15 protein-coding genes are annotated in these 17,684 nt (G+C 69.9%); 5 read left to right on the top strand and 10 right to left on the bottom strand.

Annotation, left to right across the window (positions count from 1 at the left end; translation table 11 throughout):
- Positions 1 to 31 precede the first annotated feature (31 nt).
- Positions 32 to 1,057 (bottom strand): ATP-dependent 6-phosphofructokinase, encoded by a 1,026-nt coding sequence (locus AQJ27_RS17675; protein WP_067369179.1) that lies wholly within the window; start codon positions 1,055 to 1,057, stop codon positions 32 to 34.
- A 218-nt stretch (positions 1,058 to 1,275) separates the two neighbouring features.
- On the opposite strand from AQJ27_RS17675, the gene pta reads away from it, so the two are divergent.
- The 3 genes from pta (at position 1,276) to pyk (ending at position 6,160) form a co-directional block, all read left to right on the top strand.
- Complete coding sequence (gene pta, locus AQJ27_RS17670) at positions 1,276 to 3,354, top strand: phosphate acetyltransferase (protein WP_067369176.1); 2,079 nt, start codon at positions 1,276 to 1,278, stop codon at positions 3,352 to 3,354.
- A 35-nt stretch (positions 3,355 to 3,389) separates the two neighbouring features.
- Positions 3,390 to 4,607: an acetate kinase gene (locus AQJ27_RS17665; protein WP_067369378.1), complete on the top strand. Its 1,218-nt coding sequence runs from the start codon at positions 3,390 to 3,392 to the stop codon at positions 4,605 to 4,607.
- A 119-nt stretch (positions 4,608 to 4,726) separates the two neighbouring features.
- Entirely contained in the window at positions 4,727 to 6,160 is a 1,434-nt protein-coding gene (gene pyk / locus AQJ27_RS17660; RefSeq protein WP_067369173.1) for a pyruvate kinase, read from the top strand.
- A 76-nt stretch (positions 6,161 to 6,236) separates the two neighbouring features.
- Here the strand turns inward: pyk and AQJ27_RS17655 are convergent, their stop codons facing one another.
- From AQJ27_RS17655 to AQJ27_RS17635, 5 genes are all read right to left on the bottom strand, one after another.
- The gene (locus AQJ27_RS17655; protein WP_067369170.1) at positions 6,237 to 6,785 is read right to left on the bottom strand and encodes a hypothetical protein; all 549 of its coding nucleotides are present in this window, start codon (positions 6,783 to 6,785) and stop codon (positions 6,237 to 6,239) included.
- Positions 6,786 to 6,931: 146 nt separating this feature from the next.
- A complete protein-coding gene (locus AQJ27_RS17650; RefSeq protein ID WP_067369168.1) occupies positions 6,932 to 8,248 on the bottom strand; it encodes a hypothetical protein in 1,317 nt (438 codons plus the stop codon).
- Positions 8,238 to 8,867 (bottom strand): DUF6114 domain-containing protein, encoded by a 630-nt coding sequence (locus tag AQJ27_RS17645; protein WP_067369164.1) that lies wholly within the window; start codon positions 8,865 to 8,867, stop codon positions 8,238 to 8,240. Before AQJ27_RS17645 ends, AQJ27_RS17650 begins: the two co-directional genes overlap by 11 nt.
- A 120-nt stretch (positions 8,868 to 8,987) precedes the next feature.
- Positions 8,988 to 9,620 carry a DUF6230 family protein gene (locus AQJ27_RS17640; RefSeq protein ID WP_067369161.1) on the bottom strand — a complete coding sequence of 211 codons (633 nt, stop codon included), beginning with the start codon at positions 9,618 to 9,620 and terminating at the stop codon, positions 8,988 to 8,990.
- A 653-nt stretch (positions 9,621 to 10,273) separates the two neighbouring features.
- A complete protein-coding gene (locus AQJ27_RS17635) occupies positions 10,274 to 11,251 on the bottom strand; it encodes a tetratricopeptide repeat protein (protein ID WP_067369158.1) in 978 nt (325 codons plus the stop codon).
- Between the two features lie 278 nt (positions 11,252 to 11,529).
- Between AQJ27_RS17635 and AQJ27_RS17630 the strand changes: the two genes are divergently transcribed.
- The gene (locus AQJ27_RS17630) at positions 11,530 to 12,156 is read left to right on the top strand and encodes a TetR/AcrR family transcriptional regulator (RefSeq protein WP_067369154.1); all 627 of its coding nucleotides are present in this window, start codon (positions 11,530 to 11,532) and stop codon (positions 12,154 to 12,156) included.
- A 323-nt stretch (positions 12,157 to 12,479) separates the two neighbouring features.
- Here AQJ27_RS17630 and icmA read toward each other — a convergent pair whose 3' ends face one another.
- The 4 genes from icmA to AQJ27_RS17610 all read right to left on the bottom strand — a co-directional run bounded on the left by icmA (position 12,480) and on the right by AQJ27_RS17610 (position 16,568).
- Positions 12,480 to 14,180, bottom strand: a complete 1,701-nt coding sequence (icmA, locus tag AQJ27_RS17625; RefSeq protein ID WP_067369149.1) for a coenzyme B12-dependent isobutyryl-CoA mutase large subunit — start codon at positions 14,178 to 14,180, stop codon at positions 12,480 to 12,482.
- A 74-nt stretch (positions 14,181 to 14,254) separates the two neighbouring features.
- Positions 14,255 to 14,593: a DUF3817 domain-containing protein gene (locus AQJ27_RS17620; RefSeq protein ID WP_067369146.1), complete on the bottom strand. Its 339-nt coding sequence runs from the start codon at positions 14,591 to 14,593 to the stop codon at positions 14,255 to 14,257.
- A gap of 89 nt (positions 14,594 to 14,682) precedes the next feature.
- The gene (locus tag AQJ27_RS17615; RefSeq protein WP_067369143.1) at positions 14,683 to 15,192 is read right to left on the bottom strand and encodes a MarR family winged helix-turn-helix transcriptional regulator; all 510 of its coding nucleotides are present in this window, start codon (positions 15,190 to 15,192) and stop codon (positions 14,683 to 14,685) included.
- Positions 15,193 to 15,203: 11 nt separating this feature from the next.
- Positions 15,204 to 16,568 carry an MFS transporter gene (locus AQJ27_RS17610; RefSeq protein WP_079065054.1) on the bottom strand — a complete coding sequence of 455 codons (1,365 nt, stop codon included), beginning with the start codon at positions 16,566 to 16,568 and terminating at the stop codon, positions 15,204 to 15,206.
- A gap of 115 nt (positions 16,569 to 16,683) precedes the next feature.
- Here AQJ27_RS17610 and AQJ27_RS17605 point away from each other — a divergent pair, with 115 nt between their 5' ends.
- Entirely contained in the window at positions 16,684 to 17,670 is a 987-nt protein-coding gene (locus tag AQJ27_RS17605; RefSeq protein ID WP_067369140.1) for an ArsR/SmtB family transcription factor, read from the top strand.
- Positions 17,671 to 17,684: the final 14 nt, after the last annotated feature.

Raw genomic sequence — 17,684 nt, 5'->3', positions numbered from 1 at the left:
GACCCGGCCCGTACGACCCGGCCCGTAGGACCTAGAAGACCGACTCCGCCTCGTCCATCCGGTCCTTCGGCACCGTCTTCAGCTCCGTGACCGCCTCCGCCAGCGGCACCATCAGCACCTCCGTCCCGCGCAGCGCCGTCATCCGCCCGAAGTCACCCCGGTGCGCCGCCTCCACCGCGTGCCAGCCGAACCGCGTGGCGAGCACCCGGTCGTACGCGGTCGGAGTGCCGCCCCGCTGCACATGGCCGAGGATGACCGGCTTGGCCTCCTTGCCGAGGCGCCGCTCCAGCTCGTACGCCAGCGCCGTACCGATGCCCTGGAAGCGCTCGTGGCCGAACTGGTCGATGGCACCGTGGCCGTAGTCCATGGTGCCCTCGACGGGGTGGGCGCCCTCGGCGACGCAGATGACCGCGAACTTCTTGCCGCGGGCGAAGCGCTCCTCGACCATCGCCATCACGTCGGACGGGTCGAAGGGACGCTCGGGCAGGCAGATGCCGTGGGCGCCGGCCGCCATGCCGGACTCCAGGGCGATCCAGCCCGCGTGCCGGCCCATGACCTCGACGACCATCACGCGCTGGTGGGACTCGGCCGTGGTCTTCAGGCGGTCCATGGCCTCCGTGGCCACACCCACCGCCGTGTCGAAGCCGAAGGTGCGGTCGGTCGACGAGATGTCGTTGTCGATCGTCTTGGGGACACCGACCACCGGCAGCCCCGCGTCCGACAGCATCCGGGCGGCCGTCAGCGTGCCCTCGCCGCCGATCGGGATCAGCACGTCGATGCCGAACTCGCGGGCCATGTCCTGCGCGTTCTCGCAGGCCTCGCGGAGCCGGTCGCGCTGCAGTCGCGAAGAGCCGAGAATCGTGCCGCCACGGGCGAGGATGCCGCTGACCGCGTTGAGGTCGAGGGTGCGGTAGCGGCCGTCGAGCAAGCCCGCGTAGCCGTCCTCGAAGCCGATGACCTCGTCCCCGAAATTGGTGACCGCTCGGTGCACGACCGACCGGATCACGGCGTTCAGGCCCGGGCAGTCGCCGCCTGCGGTGAGAACTCCGATACGCATCGTGCTGTGTCTCCTGCTCGCTGCTGGTACGTGTGAGCCAGTCCGATTGTTCCACGAGACGAAGGGCACCGACGATTCCCTCCTTCCCACCAGGACCTTTGTCCTGGCGGGCGCCTTAGCTACCCTCAGAGGTATTGTCAAGAGGGTTCCGCTCACCCCAGTGGGCCATTTTTCCGAGCCCCGAAACCACCCAGCGCCGCAACGGATGGAGAGCACGCGTGACCCGCAGCGTCTACGTGACCGGGATCGACCGCGGCGACGGCCGCCAGGTCGTCGAGCTGGGGGTCATGGAGCTCCTGACTCGCCAGGTCGACCGGGTGGGCGTCTTCCGTCCACTCGTCCACGACGGCCCGGACCGGCTCTTCGAGCTGCTGCGCGCCCGCTACCGGCTGACCCAGGACCCGGCGAGCGTGTACGGCATGGACTACCACGAGGCGTCCACGCTCCAGGCCGAGCAGGGCGCGGACGAGCTGGTCTCCTCCCTCGTCGACCGGTTCCACCTCGTCGCCCGCGACTACGAGGTCGTCCTCGTCCTGGGCACCGACTTCGCCGACACCCAGTTCCCGGACGAGCTGGCGCTGAACGCGCGGCTCGCGAACGAGTTCGGCGCCTCCGTGATCCCCGTGGTCGGCGGACGCGGGCAGACCGCCGAGTCCGTGCGCGCCGAGACCCGCAACGCCTACCGCGCGTACGACGGTCTGGGCTGTGACGTCCTCGCCATGGTCGTGAACCGGGTGGCCCCGGCCGACCGCGCCGAGATCAGCGAGCGGATCGACCACCGTCTGCCCATCCCCTGCTACGTCCTGCCCGACGAGCCCGCCCTCTCCGCGCCCACCGTCGCGCAGATCACCCACGCCCTCGGCGGCAAGGTGCTCCTCGGCGACGACGCGGGCCTCGCCCGGGACGCGCTCGACTTCGTCTTCGGCGGCGCCATGCTGCCGAACTTCCTGAACGCCCTGACCCCGGGATGCCTCGTGGTCACCCCGGGCGATCGCGCCGACCTGGTCGTCGGCTCGCTCGCCGCGCACAGCGCCGGCACCCCGCCCATAGCCGGCGTGCTCCTCACCCTGAACGAGCGGCCCAGCGACGAGGTCCTCACCCTCGCCGCCCGCCTCGCCCCCGGCACCCCGGTGATCTCGGTGGCCGGCAACTCCTTCCCCACCGCGGCCGAACTCTTCTCCCTGGAGGGGAAGTTGAACGCCGCCACCCCTCGCAAGGCGGAGACCGCCCTCGGTCTCTTCGAGCGGTACGTCGACACCAGCGATCTCCTCAGGCGCGTCTCCGCGCCGAGCAGCGACCGCCTCACCCCGATGATGTTCGAGCACAAGCTCCTCGAACAGGCCCGCTCCGACAAGCGCCGCGTCGTGCTCCCCGAAGGCACCGAGGCCCGCGTCCTGCACGCCGCGGAGGTGCTGCTGCGCCGGGGCGTGTGCGACCTGACACTGCTCGGTCCGGTCGACCAGATCCGCAAGAAGGCCGCCGACCTCGGCATCGACCTCGGCGGCAGCCAGCTGATCGACCCGGTCACCTCCGAGCTGCGCGAGCGCTTCGCCGAGAAGTACGCCGCCCTGCGCGCCCACAAGGGCGTCTCCGTCGAGCTGGCCTACGACGTCGTCGCCGACGTGAACTACTTCGGGACTCTGATGGTGCAGGAGGGGCTCGCCGACGGCATGGTCTCCGGCTCCGTGCACTCCACCGCCGCGACCATCCGACCCGCCTTCGAGATCATCAAGACCAAGCCGGACACCAAGATCGTCTCGTCCGTCTTCTTCATGTGCCTCGCCGACAAGGTCCTCGTCTACGGCGACTGCGCGGTGAACCCCGACCCGAACGCCGAGCAGCTCTGCGACATCGCCATCCAGTCGGCCGTCACGGCCGAACAGTTCGGCGTCGAGCCCCGGATCGCGATGCTGTCGTACTCGACGGGCACGTCCGGGTCGGGCGCCGACGTCGACAAGGTGCGCGAGGCCACCGACCTGGTGCGGCTGCGCCGCGACGACCTGAAGATCGAGGGGCCGATCCAGTACGACGCGGCGGTCGAGCCGACCGTCGCGGCGACCAAGCTGCCGGACTCGGAGGTCGCCGGGCAGGCGTCCGTGCTGATCTTCCCCGACCTGAACACCGGCAACAACACCTACAAGGCCGTACAGCGCTCGGCCGGCGCGATCGCCGTCGGCCCGGTGCTGCAGGGCCTGCGCAAGCCCGTCAACGACCTGTCCCGCGGGGCGCTGGTACAGGACATTGTCAACACGGTCGTGATCACGGCGATCCAGGCCCAGACTTCGAGCAAGGCATGACCACCACCATCCTCGACCCAGAAGGCACCCCCGCAGTGACCGCCACCCGCGTCCTCGTCCTCAACTCCGGCTCCTCGTCGGTGAAGTACCAGCTGCTCGACATGCGCGACAGCAGCCGCCTCGCCATGGGCCTCGTCGAGCGCATCGGCGAGAGCACCTCCCGGCTCAAGCACACGGCGCTCACCACGGGCGAGACCCGCGAGACGATCGGCCCCATCGCCGACCACGCCGCCGCGCTCAAGGCCGTCGCCGATGAGCTGGCCAAGGACGGCCTCGGCCTGGACTCCCCCGAGCTGGCCGCGATCGGCCACCGGGTGGTGCACGGCGGGCAGCGGTTCACCGCGCCCACGGTCATAGACGAGGCCGTGCTCGACGAGATCGAGCGGCTGATCCCGGTCGCCCCGCTGCACAACCCGGCGAACCTGATCGGTATCCGTACGGCCCAGGCGCTGCGCCCCGACCTGCCCCAGGTCGCCGTCTTCGACACCGCCTTCCACACCACGATGCCGGAGTCGGCGGCGCGCTACGCGATCGACGTGGCGACCGCCGACGAGTACCGCATCCGGCGCTACGGCTTCCACGGCACCTCGCACGCGTATGTGTCCCGGGCGACGGCCGAGCTCCTGGGCAGGGCCCCCGAGGACGTGAACGTCATCGTGCTGCACCTGGGCAACGGCGCGTCCGCCTCCGCCGTACGGGGCGGCCGCTGCGTGGACACCTCCATGGGGCTCACGCCGCTGGAGGGACTGGTCATGGGCACGCGGTCGGGCGACGTGGATCCCGCGGTCATCTTCCATTTGATGCGTGTTGGCGGGATGTCCACGGACGAGATCGACACTTTGCTGAACAAGAAGAGCGGCCTGATCGGTCTGTGCGGCGACAACGACATGCGGGAGATCCGTCGCCGTGTCGACGAGGGTGACGAGCAGGCGCGGCTCGCCTTCGACATCTACATCCACCGCCTGAAGAAGTACATCGGCGCCTACTACGCGGTACTGGGCCGGGTGGACGCGATCGCCTTCACCGCCGGAGTGGGCGAGAACGCCGCTCCGGTGCGCGAGGCGGCGGTGGCCGGCCTGGAGGAACTCGGCCTGGCGGTCGACGCCGACCTGAACGCGGCTCGAGGGGACGGGCCCAGACTCGTCTCCCCCGAGGGCGCACGGGTCGCGGTCGCCGTGGTGCCGACCGACGAGGAACTGGAGATCGCCACGCAGACCTACGCACTCGTGGGCGCGTCCCACGACCTCATCTGAGCGGCACACGCCACCTCGAACGGGGGGCAGGTGCCACCTCAGCTGAGCGGCAGCGCGCCCCTTTGTATCTTCCGCCAGACGGAATATTCCGTAGCGAAACAAACCGATAGGATCGCCCTATGCGCCGTTCGAAAATCGTCTGTACTCTCGGCCCCGCGGTCGACTCCCACGAGCAGCTCGTCGCGCTGATCGAAGCCGGCATGAACGTGGCCCGCTTCAACTTCAGCCACGGCACGCAGGCCGAGCACCAGAGCCGCTACGACCGGGTCCGGGCCGCCGCGGCCGAGACCGGCAAGGCCATCGGTGTCCTCGCCGACCTGCAGGGCCCGAAGATCCGTCTGGAGACCTTCGCCGAGGGACCCGTCGAGCTGGTGCGCGGTGACGAGTTCACCATCACCACCGAGGACGTGCCCGGCGACAAGCACATCTGCGGCACGACCTACAAGGGCCTGCCCGGTGACGTCTCCAAGGGCGACCCGATCCTCATCAACGACGGCAACGTCGAGCTGAAGGTCGTCGAGGTCGACGGTTCCCGCGTCAAGACGGTCGTCATCGAGGGCGGTGTGATCTCGGACCACAAGGGCATCAACCTGCCCGGCACGGCCGTGAACGTGCCGGCGCTGTCCGAGAAGGACGTCGAGGACCTGCGCTTCGCGCTGCGGATGGGCTGCGACATGGTCGCCCTGTCCTTCGTGCGTGACGCCAACGACGTGAACGACGTGCACAAGGTGATGGACGAGGAGGGCCGCCGGGTCCCCGTCATCGCCAAGGTCGAGAAGCCGCAGGCGGTCGAGAACATGGAGGCCGTCGTCGCGGCCTTCGACGCCGTCATGGTGGCCCGTGGCGACCTGGCCGTCGAGTACCCGCTCGAGAAGGTCCCGATGGTGCAGAAGCGCCTCGTGGAGCTGTGCCGCCGCAACGCCAAGCCGGTGATCGTCGCGACCCAGATGATGGAGTCGATGATCACCAACTCCCGCCCGACCCGCGCCGAGGCCTCCGACGTCGCCAACGCGATCCTCGACGGCGCCGACGCGGTCATGCTCTCGGCCGAGTCGAGTGTGGGCGCGTACCCGATCGAGACGGTCAAGACGATGTCGAAGATCGTCGTGGCGGCGGAGGAGGAGCTCCTCTCCAAGGGTCTGCAGCCCCTGGTCCCCGGCAAGAAGCCGCGCACGCAGGGTGGTTCGGTCGCCCGTGCCGCCTGCGAGATCGCCGACTTCCTCGGCGGCAAGGGCCTGGTCGCCTTCACCAAGTCCGGTGACACCGCCCGCCGGCTCTCCCGCTATCGCGCGGCCCAGCCGATCCTGGCCTTCACCACCGACGAGGGCACCCGCAACCAGCTCGCGCTGAGCTGGGGCGTCGAGTCGCACGTCGTGCCGTTCGTGAAGAGCACCGACGAGATGGTCGACCTCGTCGACCACGAGCTCCAGAAGCTCAAGCGGTTCAACGACGGCGACATCGTCGTGATGACCGCCGGCTCGCCCCCCGGCGTCCCCGGCACCACCAACATGGTCCGGGTGCACCACCTGGGCGAGAGCGGCCGCACCGCCTGACCCGCGGCCCCCGTACGCCACTGAGGGCGCCTCCTGCGACAGGGGGCGCCCTCAGTGTTCGATGATCACGGACGGTTCACGGCAACTCGCCGGCCAACCGCTGATACGCCTCGAACTCACGCCACCGCGGGTGATCCGCAAGGAGCCGGGCCAGGGCGTGCACGGGCGCGAGCAGCAGTCGGATCATCCGGAGCGCACGCATCTGCGCATGCGCCAGCTCACGCCACCGCGGGGCGAGCTCGGCTGCCTCCTCCGGGCTCATCGGCATGGCGTCCAGCGCTCGTTCGAGCACGGGTCCGGGATCGAACAGGGGGACGTCCGCACGCGGCCCCACCTCCTGCACCAGCCAGGACCTGAGCCACAGGTCGCGCAACAGCCATTCGTTGCGCTGCGTGCCGGTCGCGCGCTCGGCGGCCGCCAGCAGGGCCGTCCACGCCTCGGCGATCGACCGCCACTGCTCGTCGCTCACCCCGGCCGGGTCAGCCTGGATGCGGGCGGCGAACTGCTGGGCCGCGGCCACCCATTGGCTCACGCCCCCATGGGCGTCGTCCGTACCCGCCGCCGACCAACGACGCGCGTGCGCGTCCAGGTCGAGCCGGCCCAGGCCGTCGAAGAGGCCACTCATCAGAACATCTCCCCCGCCGCCGCGCATGCTTGCCTGCCGAGCTGCTCCGCTCCGTTCAGGACTGTGGCCCGGCCCCTCCGCGTGAGCGGAGGAACCGGGCCACAGTCCTGTGCGGCTCCCGAACGGGTCTTGGTCGTGACCGGCCGTCAGCCGGTCACGTACTGGTGCAGCCCGGGGATGGTCAGTGTTCCGCCGAACTGGCCGGCCTGTACGACCTTCACCTTGGTGAAGTAGATCAGCGGAATGTTCAGCGGCGGCGGGTTGTCCGGGCTGAACGTGATCGGGATCAGGCCGAGCAGGTTGCCGGAGATGCTCTCGGTGTACATCACCGTCTTGCCGTTACGGATGGTGGACGTCGTACCGCTGCCGGCCTGGACGTGGTACGTCTTGCCGGACTGCGTGTCGTTCACCGTCTGGTGCAGGTCGCCGATGTCGGTGCCGTCGGAGATGACGTACTTCAGGACCTTCTTGACGGTGCCGTTGGCGGTCTTCACCTTCACGATGCCCTGGTAGTCCGCGCCCTTGAGGAGCAGCGAACTGGCGTTCAGGTACCAGGGGTCGTCGGGCAGGGTCACCGGGTTGTCGACGCCGCCCTCGGCGTCGGTGGCGACCGGGCAGTTGGCCGCGTCGGTGGTGGAGCTCGCGGAAGGGCTGGGGGACGTGACCGCGTCGGTCGCGTCCTTGACCGCCTTGGTGGTGTCCTCGGCCGCCTTGGTCGCCGTGTCGGTCGTGTCCTTCACGGTGTTCTTGACCGTGTCGGCCACCTTGCCGGTGGTGTCCTTGAGCGTGTCGGACGTGGTCTTGTCGCCGGTGTCCTTGGTCGCGCTCGCCGAGGCGGACGCGGAGGCCGACGGCGTGGGGCTCGCGGTGGCGCTCGCCGTGGAGTCGCTGCCGCCGGTGAGGATGCCCGTGATCGCGTCGCCGATGGTGCCCAGCAGGTCGCCCCCGCTGCTCGCGGACGCCGACGGGGTCGCCGTCGAAGTACTGCCACCGCCACCGCTCTGCGCCGACTTGCTCGCGGACGGCGTCGGCGTGGACCCGGCCTTGTCGTCGGAACCTGAATCCGACGAAGAGGTCTTGTCCGGGGACGAGGACGTGCTGGCCGAGGGGGTCGGCTCAGGCTTGTCGGCGGACGCGGAGGCGCTCGCCGAGGAAGAGGAGGAGGCCGAAGCGGACGGAGTCGGGCTGGCCGACGTGTCCTTGCCGTCCACGGCCTCGACGCACTTCTGGTACTCGTCGGCGGTCAGGCTCTTGGCGGGCGAGTGGTCGTCGGCCCGGGCGAGTGTCGGCGTGAACCCCATCCCCATGAGGACCGCGGTCGGCATCGCCGCGATGGCGACGGCCTTGCCCGCGGGCACATGGAACCTGGTGAACAGCGGCTTCCTCGGGGCCGCGTGGCGCGGCCCGGTTCTCACCCGGGACTCGTCCACCTCGGTCCCGCGGGTCACCTCGTCAGCCGGCACTGTGCCTCCCGTTCGCCCCGTAGGCGGAGCTCATTCCTGACAGGTCCTTCGGCTCGCGCGACTCGTCGGCGACCGCGGGACCCGCGCTGTCCGCACCGTGCTCGATGCCCGTGGACTCCGGGCTCTGCGGCAGGTGGGTGTTCGGGGTGTTCGGGGTGGTGTCGGGGGCGCCCGGGGCGCCGCCCTCGCTCTTCTGCACCGGCACGCGCTGCTCCTCGCCGGGCTCTCCAGGAACCCAGGAGACCGCCATCGCGCCGCCGGTCATGGCGAAGAGGAAGCCGATGAGGAAGCCACCGAGGTTCGACACCGGGATGGAGACCAGCGCGAGCAGGATCGCCGCGACCCCGGCGAAGGTCCGTACGTGCTTCTGGAACCAGAGACTGATGCCCAGGACCCAGAGCAGCACGCCGATGATCAGGGAGCCGGCGCCGGCGGTGGTGGACATCGCCAGCGTCAGGTGGCCGATCTGGAGGTTCGCATACGGGAAGTAGGCGATGGGGAAGCCGCCGAGCAGGATGAACAAGCCGGCCCAGAACGGGCGATCGCCCCTCCAGGTACGGAAGTTCCGCCGGAAGACTTGGAGATAGTGCTCGCTCTGCCCGGGTGACTCGGCGCTCATGGAAACGGCTCCCTGGAACGGCTTTACTGTGAGACGTACGCGCTTGAGAAGTTCACGTACTGCGGGAAAAAGTGGGGCGGGCGAGGCAGCTGCCGGCTCCCCCGCCCGCCCCTGGAGTGCCTAGTAGCACTCCTTGACGCCCTTGGACAGCGACATCTTCAGGCCGCTGAGCTTGAACGTACCGGCGGTGGTCGCCCACGCCGTCTGCTTCACATCGGTCAGGTCGGCCGAGTCGGCCTGCTGGGCGAATCCGTACGGGTTCGCCTGGTCGCCCTTGGCGATGCCCGGACCCTTGCTCGCGTCCTTTGCCGCAACACCGATGTCGATGTTGTGGAACACCGCGTCAGCCTGCAGGTCCTCGACGTCGATGTACAGGTTCTCGGCCTGGACCGGAGTGCCACCGCCGCCCGCCTTCAGGACCAGACTGACCGATCCGAGCAGCGGGATGTTCGGGGTAACCACGGACTGGCACATGTTGGTGATCGACGCGGACTTGAACGCCGAGACCGCGACGGGGTGAGCCGTCTTCTGACCGTCGAGGGTGTACCCCGAGTCGATGGCTCCGTACTGCGAGAAGCCTTCTCCGTGGAGCGAGTCCGCCGTCACCTTGAACGACTGACCCGACACACTGAACGATGCGGCGAGAGCGCCCTGCGCGAGGGCGACACCTATCGCTGCCGTGGCGGCCACGCTGGGCACCATCACGACCGCGAACCGCTTCCATCTGGTCCCGCCACGCACCTGGGACTCCATATTTCCTCCTTCTCGGACGTACATCTCCTGGCCCTGACTGCCCCATGTCGGCGGCTCAGCCGGGCAGGGATGGGAGAAGTGCTACGTCCTCGGGAAGGAGAGCGCCCGTACTCGTCGAACGTGCGCTCGACATCACCGGCGATCACCCCCGAGCGACAACCACTGGTCGCGCCTGACACACATCACGCACAACCTGCTGGACAGGCTCCGCCTGACAGCAGAGACCCCCCTGTCCAAGGGCCGGCGCCACTGCCGCCGCCCCTACTCGGTGGGGACCCAGAAAACCCCTTGACCCGATTGGCTGTCGGGGTAGGGGGAATGGACCGAGCGTCGCCGATCGTGGTGCATTCTGGCCGCCCGCACAAGGGGGTTCGTTACTGGCTAGTAACGGCCGGATAACCGAACAACGACCCGGCGGTATCGGTCGGCAACTCTGGGTGGCACCAAGGGGGACACCAAAACAGTTGATCCACGGACAGAATCCGACAGATCAACGCCCCTGACTTACTCCCAGTAACAGCGGCCGCGTTTACCAAGTTTTGGTAAAGCGCGGCCACCTGCCGCTCTCTCGGCAAATCTTTCACCTGGGCATCACAGGCCCCGGCGTTTAGGAACAGGTCAGCACACCGGGCGGAGCCCGGTCCGGGAGCCGATCAGAACAGCGCCCGCGCCAGCGCCCGGCGCGCCGCGATCACCCGCGGATCGTCGCCGCCCACGACCTCGAAGAGCTCCAACAGCCTCAGCCGTGCGGCATCCCGGTCGTCGCCCGCCGTGCGCTGCACCGTGTCGATGAGCCGCCCGAACGCGTCTTCGACGTGCCCGCCCACCAGGTCGAGGTCCGCGGCCGCGATCTGCGCCGGCACGTCCTTGGGCTTCTCGGCGGCGTCCTTGCGCACCTGGAGCGGGTCGGCACCCTGCACGCGCTGCAGCAACTCGGCCTGCGCGAGGCCGAGCTTGGCCTCCGTGTTGCCCGGGTCGTCGCTCAGCACGTTCTTGTACGCCTGCACGGCGCCGCCGAAGTCACCCGCGTCCAAGGCCTGTACAGCGGCCTCCAGGAGCGCGTCGTAGGGCCCTGCCGGCACCTCGTGCACCTCCGGGGCGCTGCCGGGCTCGCCGTCGGGGTCGACCGTCAGGCCGGTCAGGCCGAAGCGCTGCTCGGCGACCTCGACGAGCTGGTCGAGGGTCCCGCGGATCTGCGCCTCTGCGGCCGCACCCTGGAAGAGCGGCAGTGCCTGCCCCGCCACGACGGCGAACACGGCCGGGATTCCCTGGATCCCGAACTGCTGCATCAACATCTGGTTGGCGTCGACGTCGACCTTGGCGAGGACGAACCGTCCGTTGTACTCGACGGCGAGCCGTTCGAGCACCGGGCTCAACTGCTTGCAGGGCTCGCACCACTCGGCCCAGAAGTCGATGACGACCGGAACCTCGGTGGACCGCTGAAGGACATCGCGCTCGAATCCCGCCTCGTCGACATCGATGACGAGGCCGGCGGGAGACACGGCCCCGCCTCCGCCGCCCTGCCTGGCCGCTTCGGCGCGCGCCTGCTCCGCCTTCGCCTTGGCCTCCTGGGCCGCCTTCACCGCGGCGAGGTCGACGACTCCGCTCATGGACATGTTCCGTGGCTGCATGAGTACATCCTCCCCCTTCCTCGCGCACGTGTGAAAAGCGTTGTGAAAGCCGGGCCGCTTTACGACGCGACCCGACTCGATCCGTGCTGTCGGGCGCCGGGTCCCCACCTGGCGCCCATGGTTGTCGCCCGTCCACGAGTCACTGTGTACGAGCTTTCGCTACGGCTCGTAGCGTAACTGTCCCGCGACCCCCCTGTCCGCCATACCGCGGTGATCTCCCTCACGACTTCACACAACCGCCTGATTTGGTCGGCCGGAGCGGCGGATAAGGTCCTGACATGCAGAGTCGCGCCACCACCCCCCGCACGGGACGCCCGCGCAGCGCTGCCGCGGACGCCGCGATCCTGCAGGCGACGCGGGCGGCGCTGGTCGAACTGGGCTGGTCCAAGCTGACGTTGGGGGACGTGGCGACCCGGGCCGGGGTCGCCAAGACGACCCTCTACCGTCGCTGGGCGGGCAAGAACGAGCTCGTGGTCGACGCGGTGGCCGTCCTCTTCGACGAACTGGAACTTCCCGACCGCGGGAGCCTCGCCGCCGACATCGAGGGCGTGGTGCTTCAGTTCGCGGCGCTCCTGAACCGGCCCGAGACCGCGACGGCCCTGATGGCGGTGGTGGCCGAGTCGACCCGTGACGAGCCGCTGCGCGAGCGCATCCGCACGTCCATCGTCGACCGGCAGAAGCGGCTCGTCGTGGAGGGGCGGGCCCGGGCCACCGCGCGCGGCGAACTCCCTCCGGAGTCCGACCCCGAGGCCGCCGCGCGTACGGCGGACCTCATCTTCGACGTGGTCGCGGGGGCGGTGGTGCATCGCACTCTCGTCAGCGGGGAGCCCGCGGACGAGGAGTGGGTCCGCGCGTTCACCCAGGTCCTCCTCCTGGGCCTGACAGGCACACCTCCCGCCCCCTGAACAGCCGAGGCTCCCAGGCGCACGGCGAACTGCGCGAACGACGAATCGGGCGGACGCGGGATCCGCCTAGGGACGCGGGGAACTGCGCGCCCAGCCCCCACACACCCGCGGACAAAGAAGGACGCCCGGGGTCCGGGGCGCAGCCCCGACTCAAGGGGCGCGGGGAACTGCGCGCCCAGCCCCCACACACCCGCGGACAAAGAAGGACGCCCGGGATCCGGGGCGCAGCCCCGACTCGAGGGGCGCGGGGAACTGCGCGCCCAGCCCCCACGCACCCGCGGACAAAGAAGGACGCCCGGGGTTCGGGGCGCAGCCCCGGGGGGTCAGAAGCCCGCCGGTTCCGTGTACACCCCCCACTCGTCCCGGAGCACGTCACAGATCTCGCCGAGCGTAGCCTCGGCCCGCACCGCCTCCAGCATGGGCACGATCATGTTCGACCCGTCCCGCGCGGCGGCGAGCATCGCGTCCAGCGAGGCCCGTACGCGCGCGTCGTCGCGCCCACCCCGCCGCACTCCCAACTCCCGTACCTGCTCCCGCTCCACTTCGTGACTGACCCGCAGGATCTCCAGATCCCCGGTCACGGACCCGTGATGGACGTTCACGCCCACCACCCGCTTGTCACCCTTCTCCAACGCCCGCTGGTACTGGAACGCCGACTCGGCGATCTCCCCGGTGAACCAGCCGTCCTCGATGCCCCGCAGGATGCCGGAGGTGATGGGACCGATCGGGTGCTGCCCGTCGGGATGCGCCCGCAGTCCCCGCTCCTTGATCTGCTCGAAGATCTTCTCCGCGTCGGCCTCGATCCGGTCGGTGAGCTGCTCGACGTACCAGGAACCGCCCAGCGGGTCGGCGACGTTGGCGACGCCTGTCTCCTCCATCAGCACCTGCTGCGTCCGCAGGGCGATCTCGGCGGCCTGCTCGGACGGCAGCGCGAGCGTCTCGTCCAGCGCGTTGGTGTGGAGGGAGTTCGTGCCGCCCAGAACGGCCGCGAGCGCCTCCACCGCCGTACGGACGACGTTGTTGTACGGCTGCTGCGCCGTCAGCGAGACACCCGCGGTCTGCGTGTGGAAGCGCAGCCACTGCGCCTTGTCCGACTTCGCCCCGTACACGTCCCGCATCCACCGCGCCCAGATCCGCCGCGCGGCCCGGAACTTGGCGATCTCCTCGAAGAAGTCGAGGTGCGCGTCGAAGAAGAAGGAGAGGCCGGGGGCGAAGACGTCCACGTCGAGGCCGCGCGAGAGTCCCAGCTCGACGTAGCCGAACCCGTCCGCCAGCGTGTACGCCAGCTCCTGCGCGGCCGTGGAGCCGGCCTCCCGGATGTGGTAGCCGGAGACGGACAGCGGCTTGTACGCGGGGATCTTCGCGGCGCAGTGCTCCATCAGGTCGCCGATGAGGCGCAGGTGCGGCTCGGGCTGGAAGAGCCACTCCTTCTGGGCGATGTACTCCTTGAAGATGTCGGTCTGGAGGGTGCCGTTCAGGACGGCCGGGTCGATCCCCTGCCGTTCCGCCGCGACCAGGTACATGCAGAAGACGGGTACGGCCGGTCCGCTGATCGTCATCGACGTCGTGACGTCACCCAGCGGGATGTCCTTGAACAGGACCTCCATGTCGGCCGCCGAGTCGATCGCGACCCCGCAGTGCCCGACCTCGCCGAGGGAGCGCGGATCGTCGGAGTCGCGTCCCATGAGCGTCGGCATGTCGAAGGCGACCGACAGTCCGCCGCCGCCCGCGGCGAGGATCATCTTGTAGCGCTCGTTCGTCTGCTCCGCGTTCCCGAACCCGGCGAACTGGCGGATCGTCCACGTACGCCCTCGGTAGCCGGTCGGGTACAGCCCGCGGGTGAAGGGGTACTCACCGGGCCAGCCGATCCGCTCGAAGCCGTCGTACTCGTCCCCCGGCCGTGGCCCGTACACCGGCTCCACGGGATCGCCGGAGAGCGTGGTGAAGTCGGCCTCACGCTTGCGCGAGGTGTCGTACCGGGCCTGCCAGCGTCGGCGGCCCTCTTCGATGGCGTCAGCGTCCATGCTTCGAATTTACTAGGACGTCCTACTAAATGTCGATGGCAAACCGCCACGGACCACTCCCGTGGCGGTAAGAGTTACGCCTTGACGACCGCCGGAGAGTCCTCCGCGACCTTCGACTCCAGCTCCTGGGTGATCTTCCGCTCCACGAAGAACGCGGCCGTCGGAATGGTCCCCGCGAGCAGCACCCACAGCTGCTTGCCCACCGGCCACTTCGCCTTGGAGCCCAGGTCGAAGGCGAATACCAGGTAGACGACGTAGAGCCAGCCGTGCGCGATGGCGACGACGCGGGTGAAGTCCACGGCACCGTTCATGTCGAGCACGTACTTGGCGATCACACCGAGGGTCAGCAGGACCAGCAGCACACCGGTGACGTAGGCCATCACGCGGTAGCGGGTCAGCACGCTCTTCTTCATGGGGATGAGCGTAACGACCCCATTTGCGCGATCTACGAGCACCCCCGCCCCGACGCGCCTCTTTTCTCTGTTCCTCGTCTATCGCTCGTCTATTGCTCGTCGAAGTCGCTCGCGGCGATGCGCAGGGGCCGCAGCATCGCGAAGATCTCCGCGCACTCCTCGGAGTCGTAGGCCCCGAGCCCGAAGTCCATCGCCATCAGGTCGCGGGTCGCCGCGTCGCAGACCTCACGCCCCTTCTCGGTGATGGAGGCGAGCGTGCCGCGCCCGTCGTTGGGGTTGGGCCGCTTGTCGACGAGCCCGGACTTCACCAGCCGGTCCACGGTGTTCGTGACGGAGGTCGGGTGCACCATGAGGCGCTCGCCGATCTTGGACATCGTGAGCTCGCCGGCCTTGGAGAAGGTGAGCAGGACCAGTGCCTCGTAGCGCGCGAAGGTGAGTCCGTACGGCTTGACGACCGCGTCGACCTCGGCGAGCAGGATCTGGTGCGCGCGCATGATCGAGGTGATCGCGGCCATGGACGGCACGGATCCCCAGCGCTGTTTCCAGAGTTCGTCGGCGCGGGCGATGGGATCGAAGGCAAGGCTGAGCGGCTTCGGCACGGCATAAGACCTTACCCGCCGGTCATATGCTGGTCAGCCCCGTCTCGCCTTTCGGTCCCGGGCCCCTCTGCGACGGGGGTCGCGGACCCCTCCGTACGCCGCGCCTCCACCGCCAGCAGTACGCAGCAGACGGTGCCGAGCACCCCCGCGCCCACGACGGTCGCCCGCACTCCGGCGAACTCGGCCGCCACCCCCGACAGCGCCATCCCCACCCCCTGGACGGTCATCAGACCGGCGGTGTTCAGCGTCATCGCCCGCCCTCGCAGTTCCTCGGGCACGGCCCGCACGAACCACTGGTCCAGGCCGAGCGAGTACGCGGATCCGGTGCCCGCGAGCAGCAGCAGGGCCAGCGACCAGCCGAGGTCCGGCCGCAGGACGTAGCCGACGTACGGCAGCAGGGTGACGCAGACGAGCGGGAGGGCGATCCGGGTGCGGGTCGCGGGCCGCAGCCTCGAACCCGCGTACAGCTCCCCCGCGATCGTGCCGACCGGCAGGGCGCACATCAGCAGGCCGAGCCCGGCCGATCCGACGCCGAGCCCGTCGGCGTAGGGCGCGGCCAGCGCCTCCGGCGCGACGGCGAACATCGGCGGCACCCAGAACAGCAGGAGCAGGGCCCGTACGCGCCGGTCGGCGAGGATCCGGCGGGTTCCGCGGAGCGAGTCCCGTACCAGCGCGCCTTCGTGACGGGCCCGCGCGGGCCGACGCCGGGTGCCGAAACGCAGCAGCGCGGCGGAGGTCAGGAAGGTGCACACCGTGATGAGGAGCGCGCCGCGCGGTGACACGACGGTGAGCAGCACGCCGCCGAGCCCGAACCCGGCGAGCAGCGCGCCCTGCGAGACGATCCGCAGCAGGGAGCGGCCCAGCACGAACAGGTCGCCGTCGCCGAGGACGTCGGTCAGGGTCGCCGTCCGCGCCCCCTGGAAGAGCGGTGAGACGACGGCGAGCGCGCAGCGCATGGCCAGCAGTACGGCGATGGGCGCGCCCGGCACCACCATGACGGCCACGCAGCCCGCGCACACCAGGTCGCACACCACGAGGACCCGGCGGGCCGGGAAGCGGTCCGCGGCGCCGGCGAGGAGGGTGCCGCCGACGAGGTACGGGAGGAAGCCGAGCGCGAACGTCAGGGCGCTCATCAGGGGCGAGCCCGTCAGGTCGTAGACCAGGACGGACAGGGCGAGCTCGCTGACCACGAGTCCGAGCAGCGAGAACGCGTGGGCGGCGAAGACGGCGCGGAACTCCCGTACGGCGAAGACTCGGCCGTAGCCCGTGGCTTCGGGCGCGTTCGGTGGGGTGGTCGATGGGGCGTCCTCCGGGGTGGTCGGTGGGTCGGGCAGCGTCGTTGTGGCCTTCGTCTCCGCCATCTCTGCTTCCGGCATGGGCAACAGCGTGCTCACCCGCCGGACCGGGTCGTAGAGTTTCGGCTCCAGCCGAATCTTCAGCTCGAATCTTCAGCTCGAACCTTCAGGCCCGATCTTCAGGGGGTGCCGTTCCTTGCCTTCCCTTCTGCACTTCGGGGAAGACGACCTCCTCAACTGCCGTTTCGCGGTGTCGCCCCTGTGGGAGACGCAGGAGGCGGTCCGCACGCTCAACCGTCCCGCGCGGCACGGCTACCACGCGCACTGGCTGCGCCGTATCCGCGCGGCCGCCGCCGGACTCGACCTCGCACCGCTGTGGCTGCTGATGCCGCAGCGCGGCTACTGCCCCGACTGGCTCTGCCCGCCCCCGATCGGTCCTGCGGCCACCTTCGAGGACGAGATCGCGGCGGTCCGCGCGGCCGACCCCGAGGCGGCCCACGAGGAGGCCGCGAGGTCACTGGCGGACACTCCGGGCGCCCTCCAATCGTCCCGGGGCCGGTCGCTGCTGAAGGACCCGACGCGCATGGTCCAGGAGCTGGCCGACCTGATGGAGACGGCCTGGCACGCGCTCGTCGAGCCGGACTGGCCACGGCTGCGCGCCCTGCTGGAGGCGGACATCGCGTTCCACTCGCGGCGGCTCGCGGAGGTCGGCCTGGGCGGGCTGCTGCCGGAGATCGACCGTCGGTTCGGCTGGCGCTCCCACACGCTGACCATCGAGTGGAAGGGCCGGCACGAGCGGGACCTCGCGGGCCAGGGCCTGGTTCTGGTGCCCAGTGTCTTCCTCTGGCCGGAGGTGGTCAGTTCCTTCGAGCCCCCCTGGCAGCCCACGCTCGCCTACCCCGCCCGCGGCATCGGCGGCCTGTGGGCCGAACCGACGGACCACACCCCCGACGCCCTCGTGCGACTCCTGGGACGTGGCAGGGCCACCGTCCTCACGGCCCTGGACGAACCCACCACCACGACAGCCCTCGCCCACCGCCTCCGGCTCGCCCCGTCGTCCGTCTCCGCCCACCTCACGGTCCTGCGCGCCGGAGGCCTGCTCACCTCACGCCGCTACGGCCACCAGGTCCTGTACGAACGCACCCCCCTGGGGATGGCGCTGGCGTCGGGTACGGAGAGATAGCCCGCCCCGCGTCG

Source organism: Streptomyces olivochromogenes, from assembly GCF_001514115.1.
Taxonomy (GTDB): domain Bacteria; phylum Actinomycetota; class Actinomycetes; order Streptomycetales; family Streptomycetaceae; genus Streptomyces; species Streptomyces olivochromogenes.
This window is presented reverse-complemented; position numbering and strand designations above follow the sequence as displayed.

Excerpts from the sequence above, each read along its gene's own strand:
- icmA (WP_067369149.1), bottom strand. The coding sequence starts at position 14,180 with ATGGACGCTGACGCCATCGAAGAGGGCCGCCGACGCTGGCAGGCCCGG.
- AQJ27_RS17635 (WP_067369158.1), bottom strand. The coding sequence starts at position 11,251 with ATGCAGCCACGGAACATGTCCATGAGCGGAGTCGTCGACCTCGCCGCG.
- AQJ27_RS17620 (WP_067369146.1), bottom strand. The coding sequence starts at position 14,593 with ATGAAGAAGAGCGTGCTGACCCGCTACCGCGTGATGGCCTACGTCACC.
- pyk (WP_067369173.1), top strand. The coding sequence starts at position 4,727 with ATGCGCCGTTCGAAAATCGTCTGTACTCTCGGCCCCGCGGTCGACTCC.
- AQJ27_RS17655 (WP_067369170.1), bottom strand. The coding sequence starts at position 6,785 with ATGAGTGGCCTCTTCGACGGCCTGGGCCGGCTCGACCTGGACGCGCAC.
- AQJ27_RS17630 (WP_067369154.1), top strand. The coding sequence starts at position 11,530 with ATGCAGAGTCGCGCCACCACCCCCCGCACGGGACGCCCGCGCAGCGCT.
- AQJ27_RS17675 (WP_067369179.1), bottom strand. The coding sequence starts at position 1,057 with ATGCGTATCGGAGTTCTCACCGCAGGCGGCGACTGCCCGGGCCTGAAC.
- AQJ27_RS17645 (WP_067369164.1), bottom strand. The coding sequence starts at position 8,867 with ATGAGCGCCGAGTCACCCGGGCAGAGCGAGCACTATCTCCAAGTCTTC.
- AQJ27_RS17640 (WP_067369161.1), bottom strand. The coding sequence starts at position 9,620 with ATGGAGTCCCAGGTGCGTGGCGGGACCAGATGGAAGCGGTTCGCGGTC.
- AQJ27_RS17610 (WP_079065054.1), bottom strand. The coding sequence starts at position 16,568 with ATGCCGGAAGCAGAGATGGCGGAGACGAAGGCCACAACGACGCTGCCC.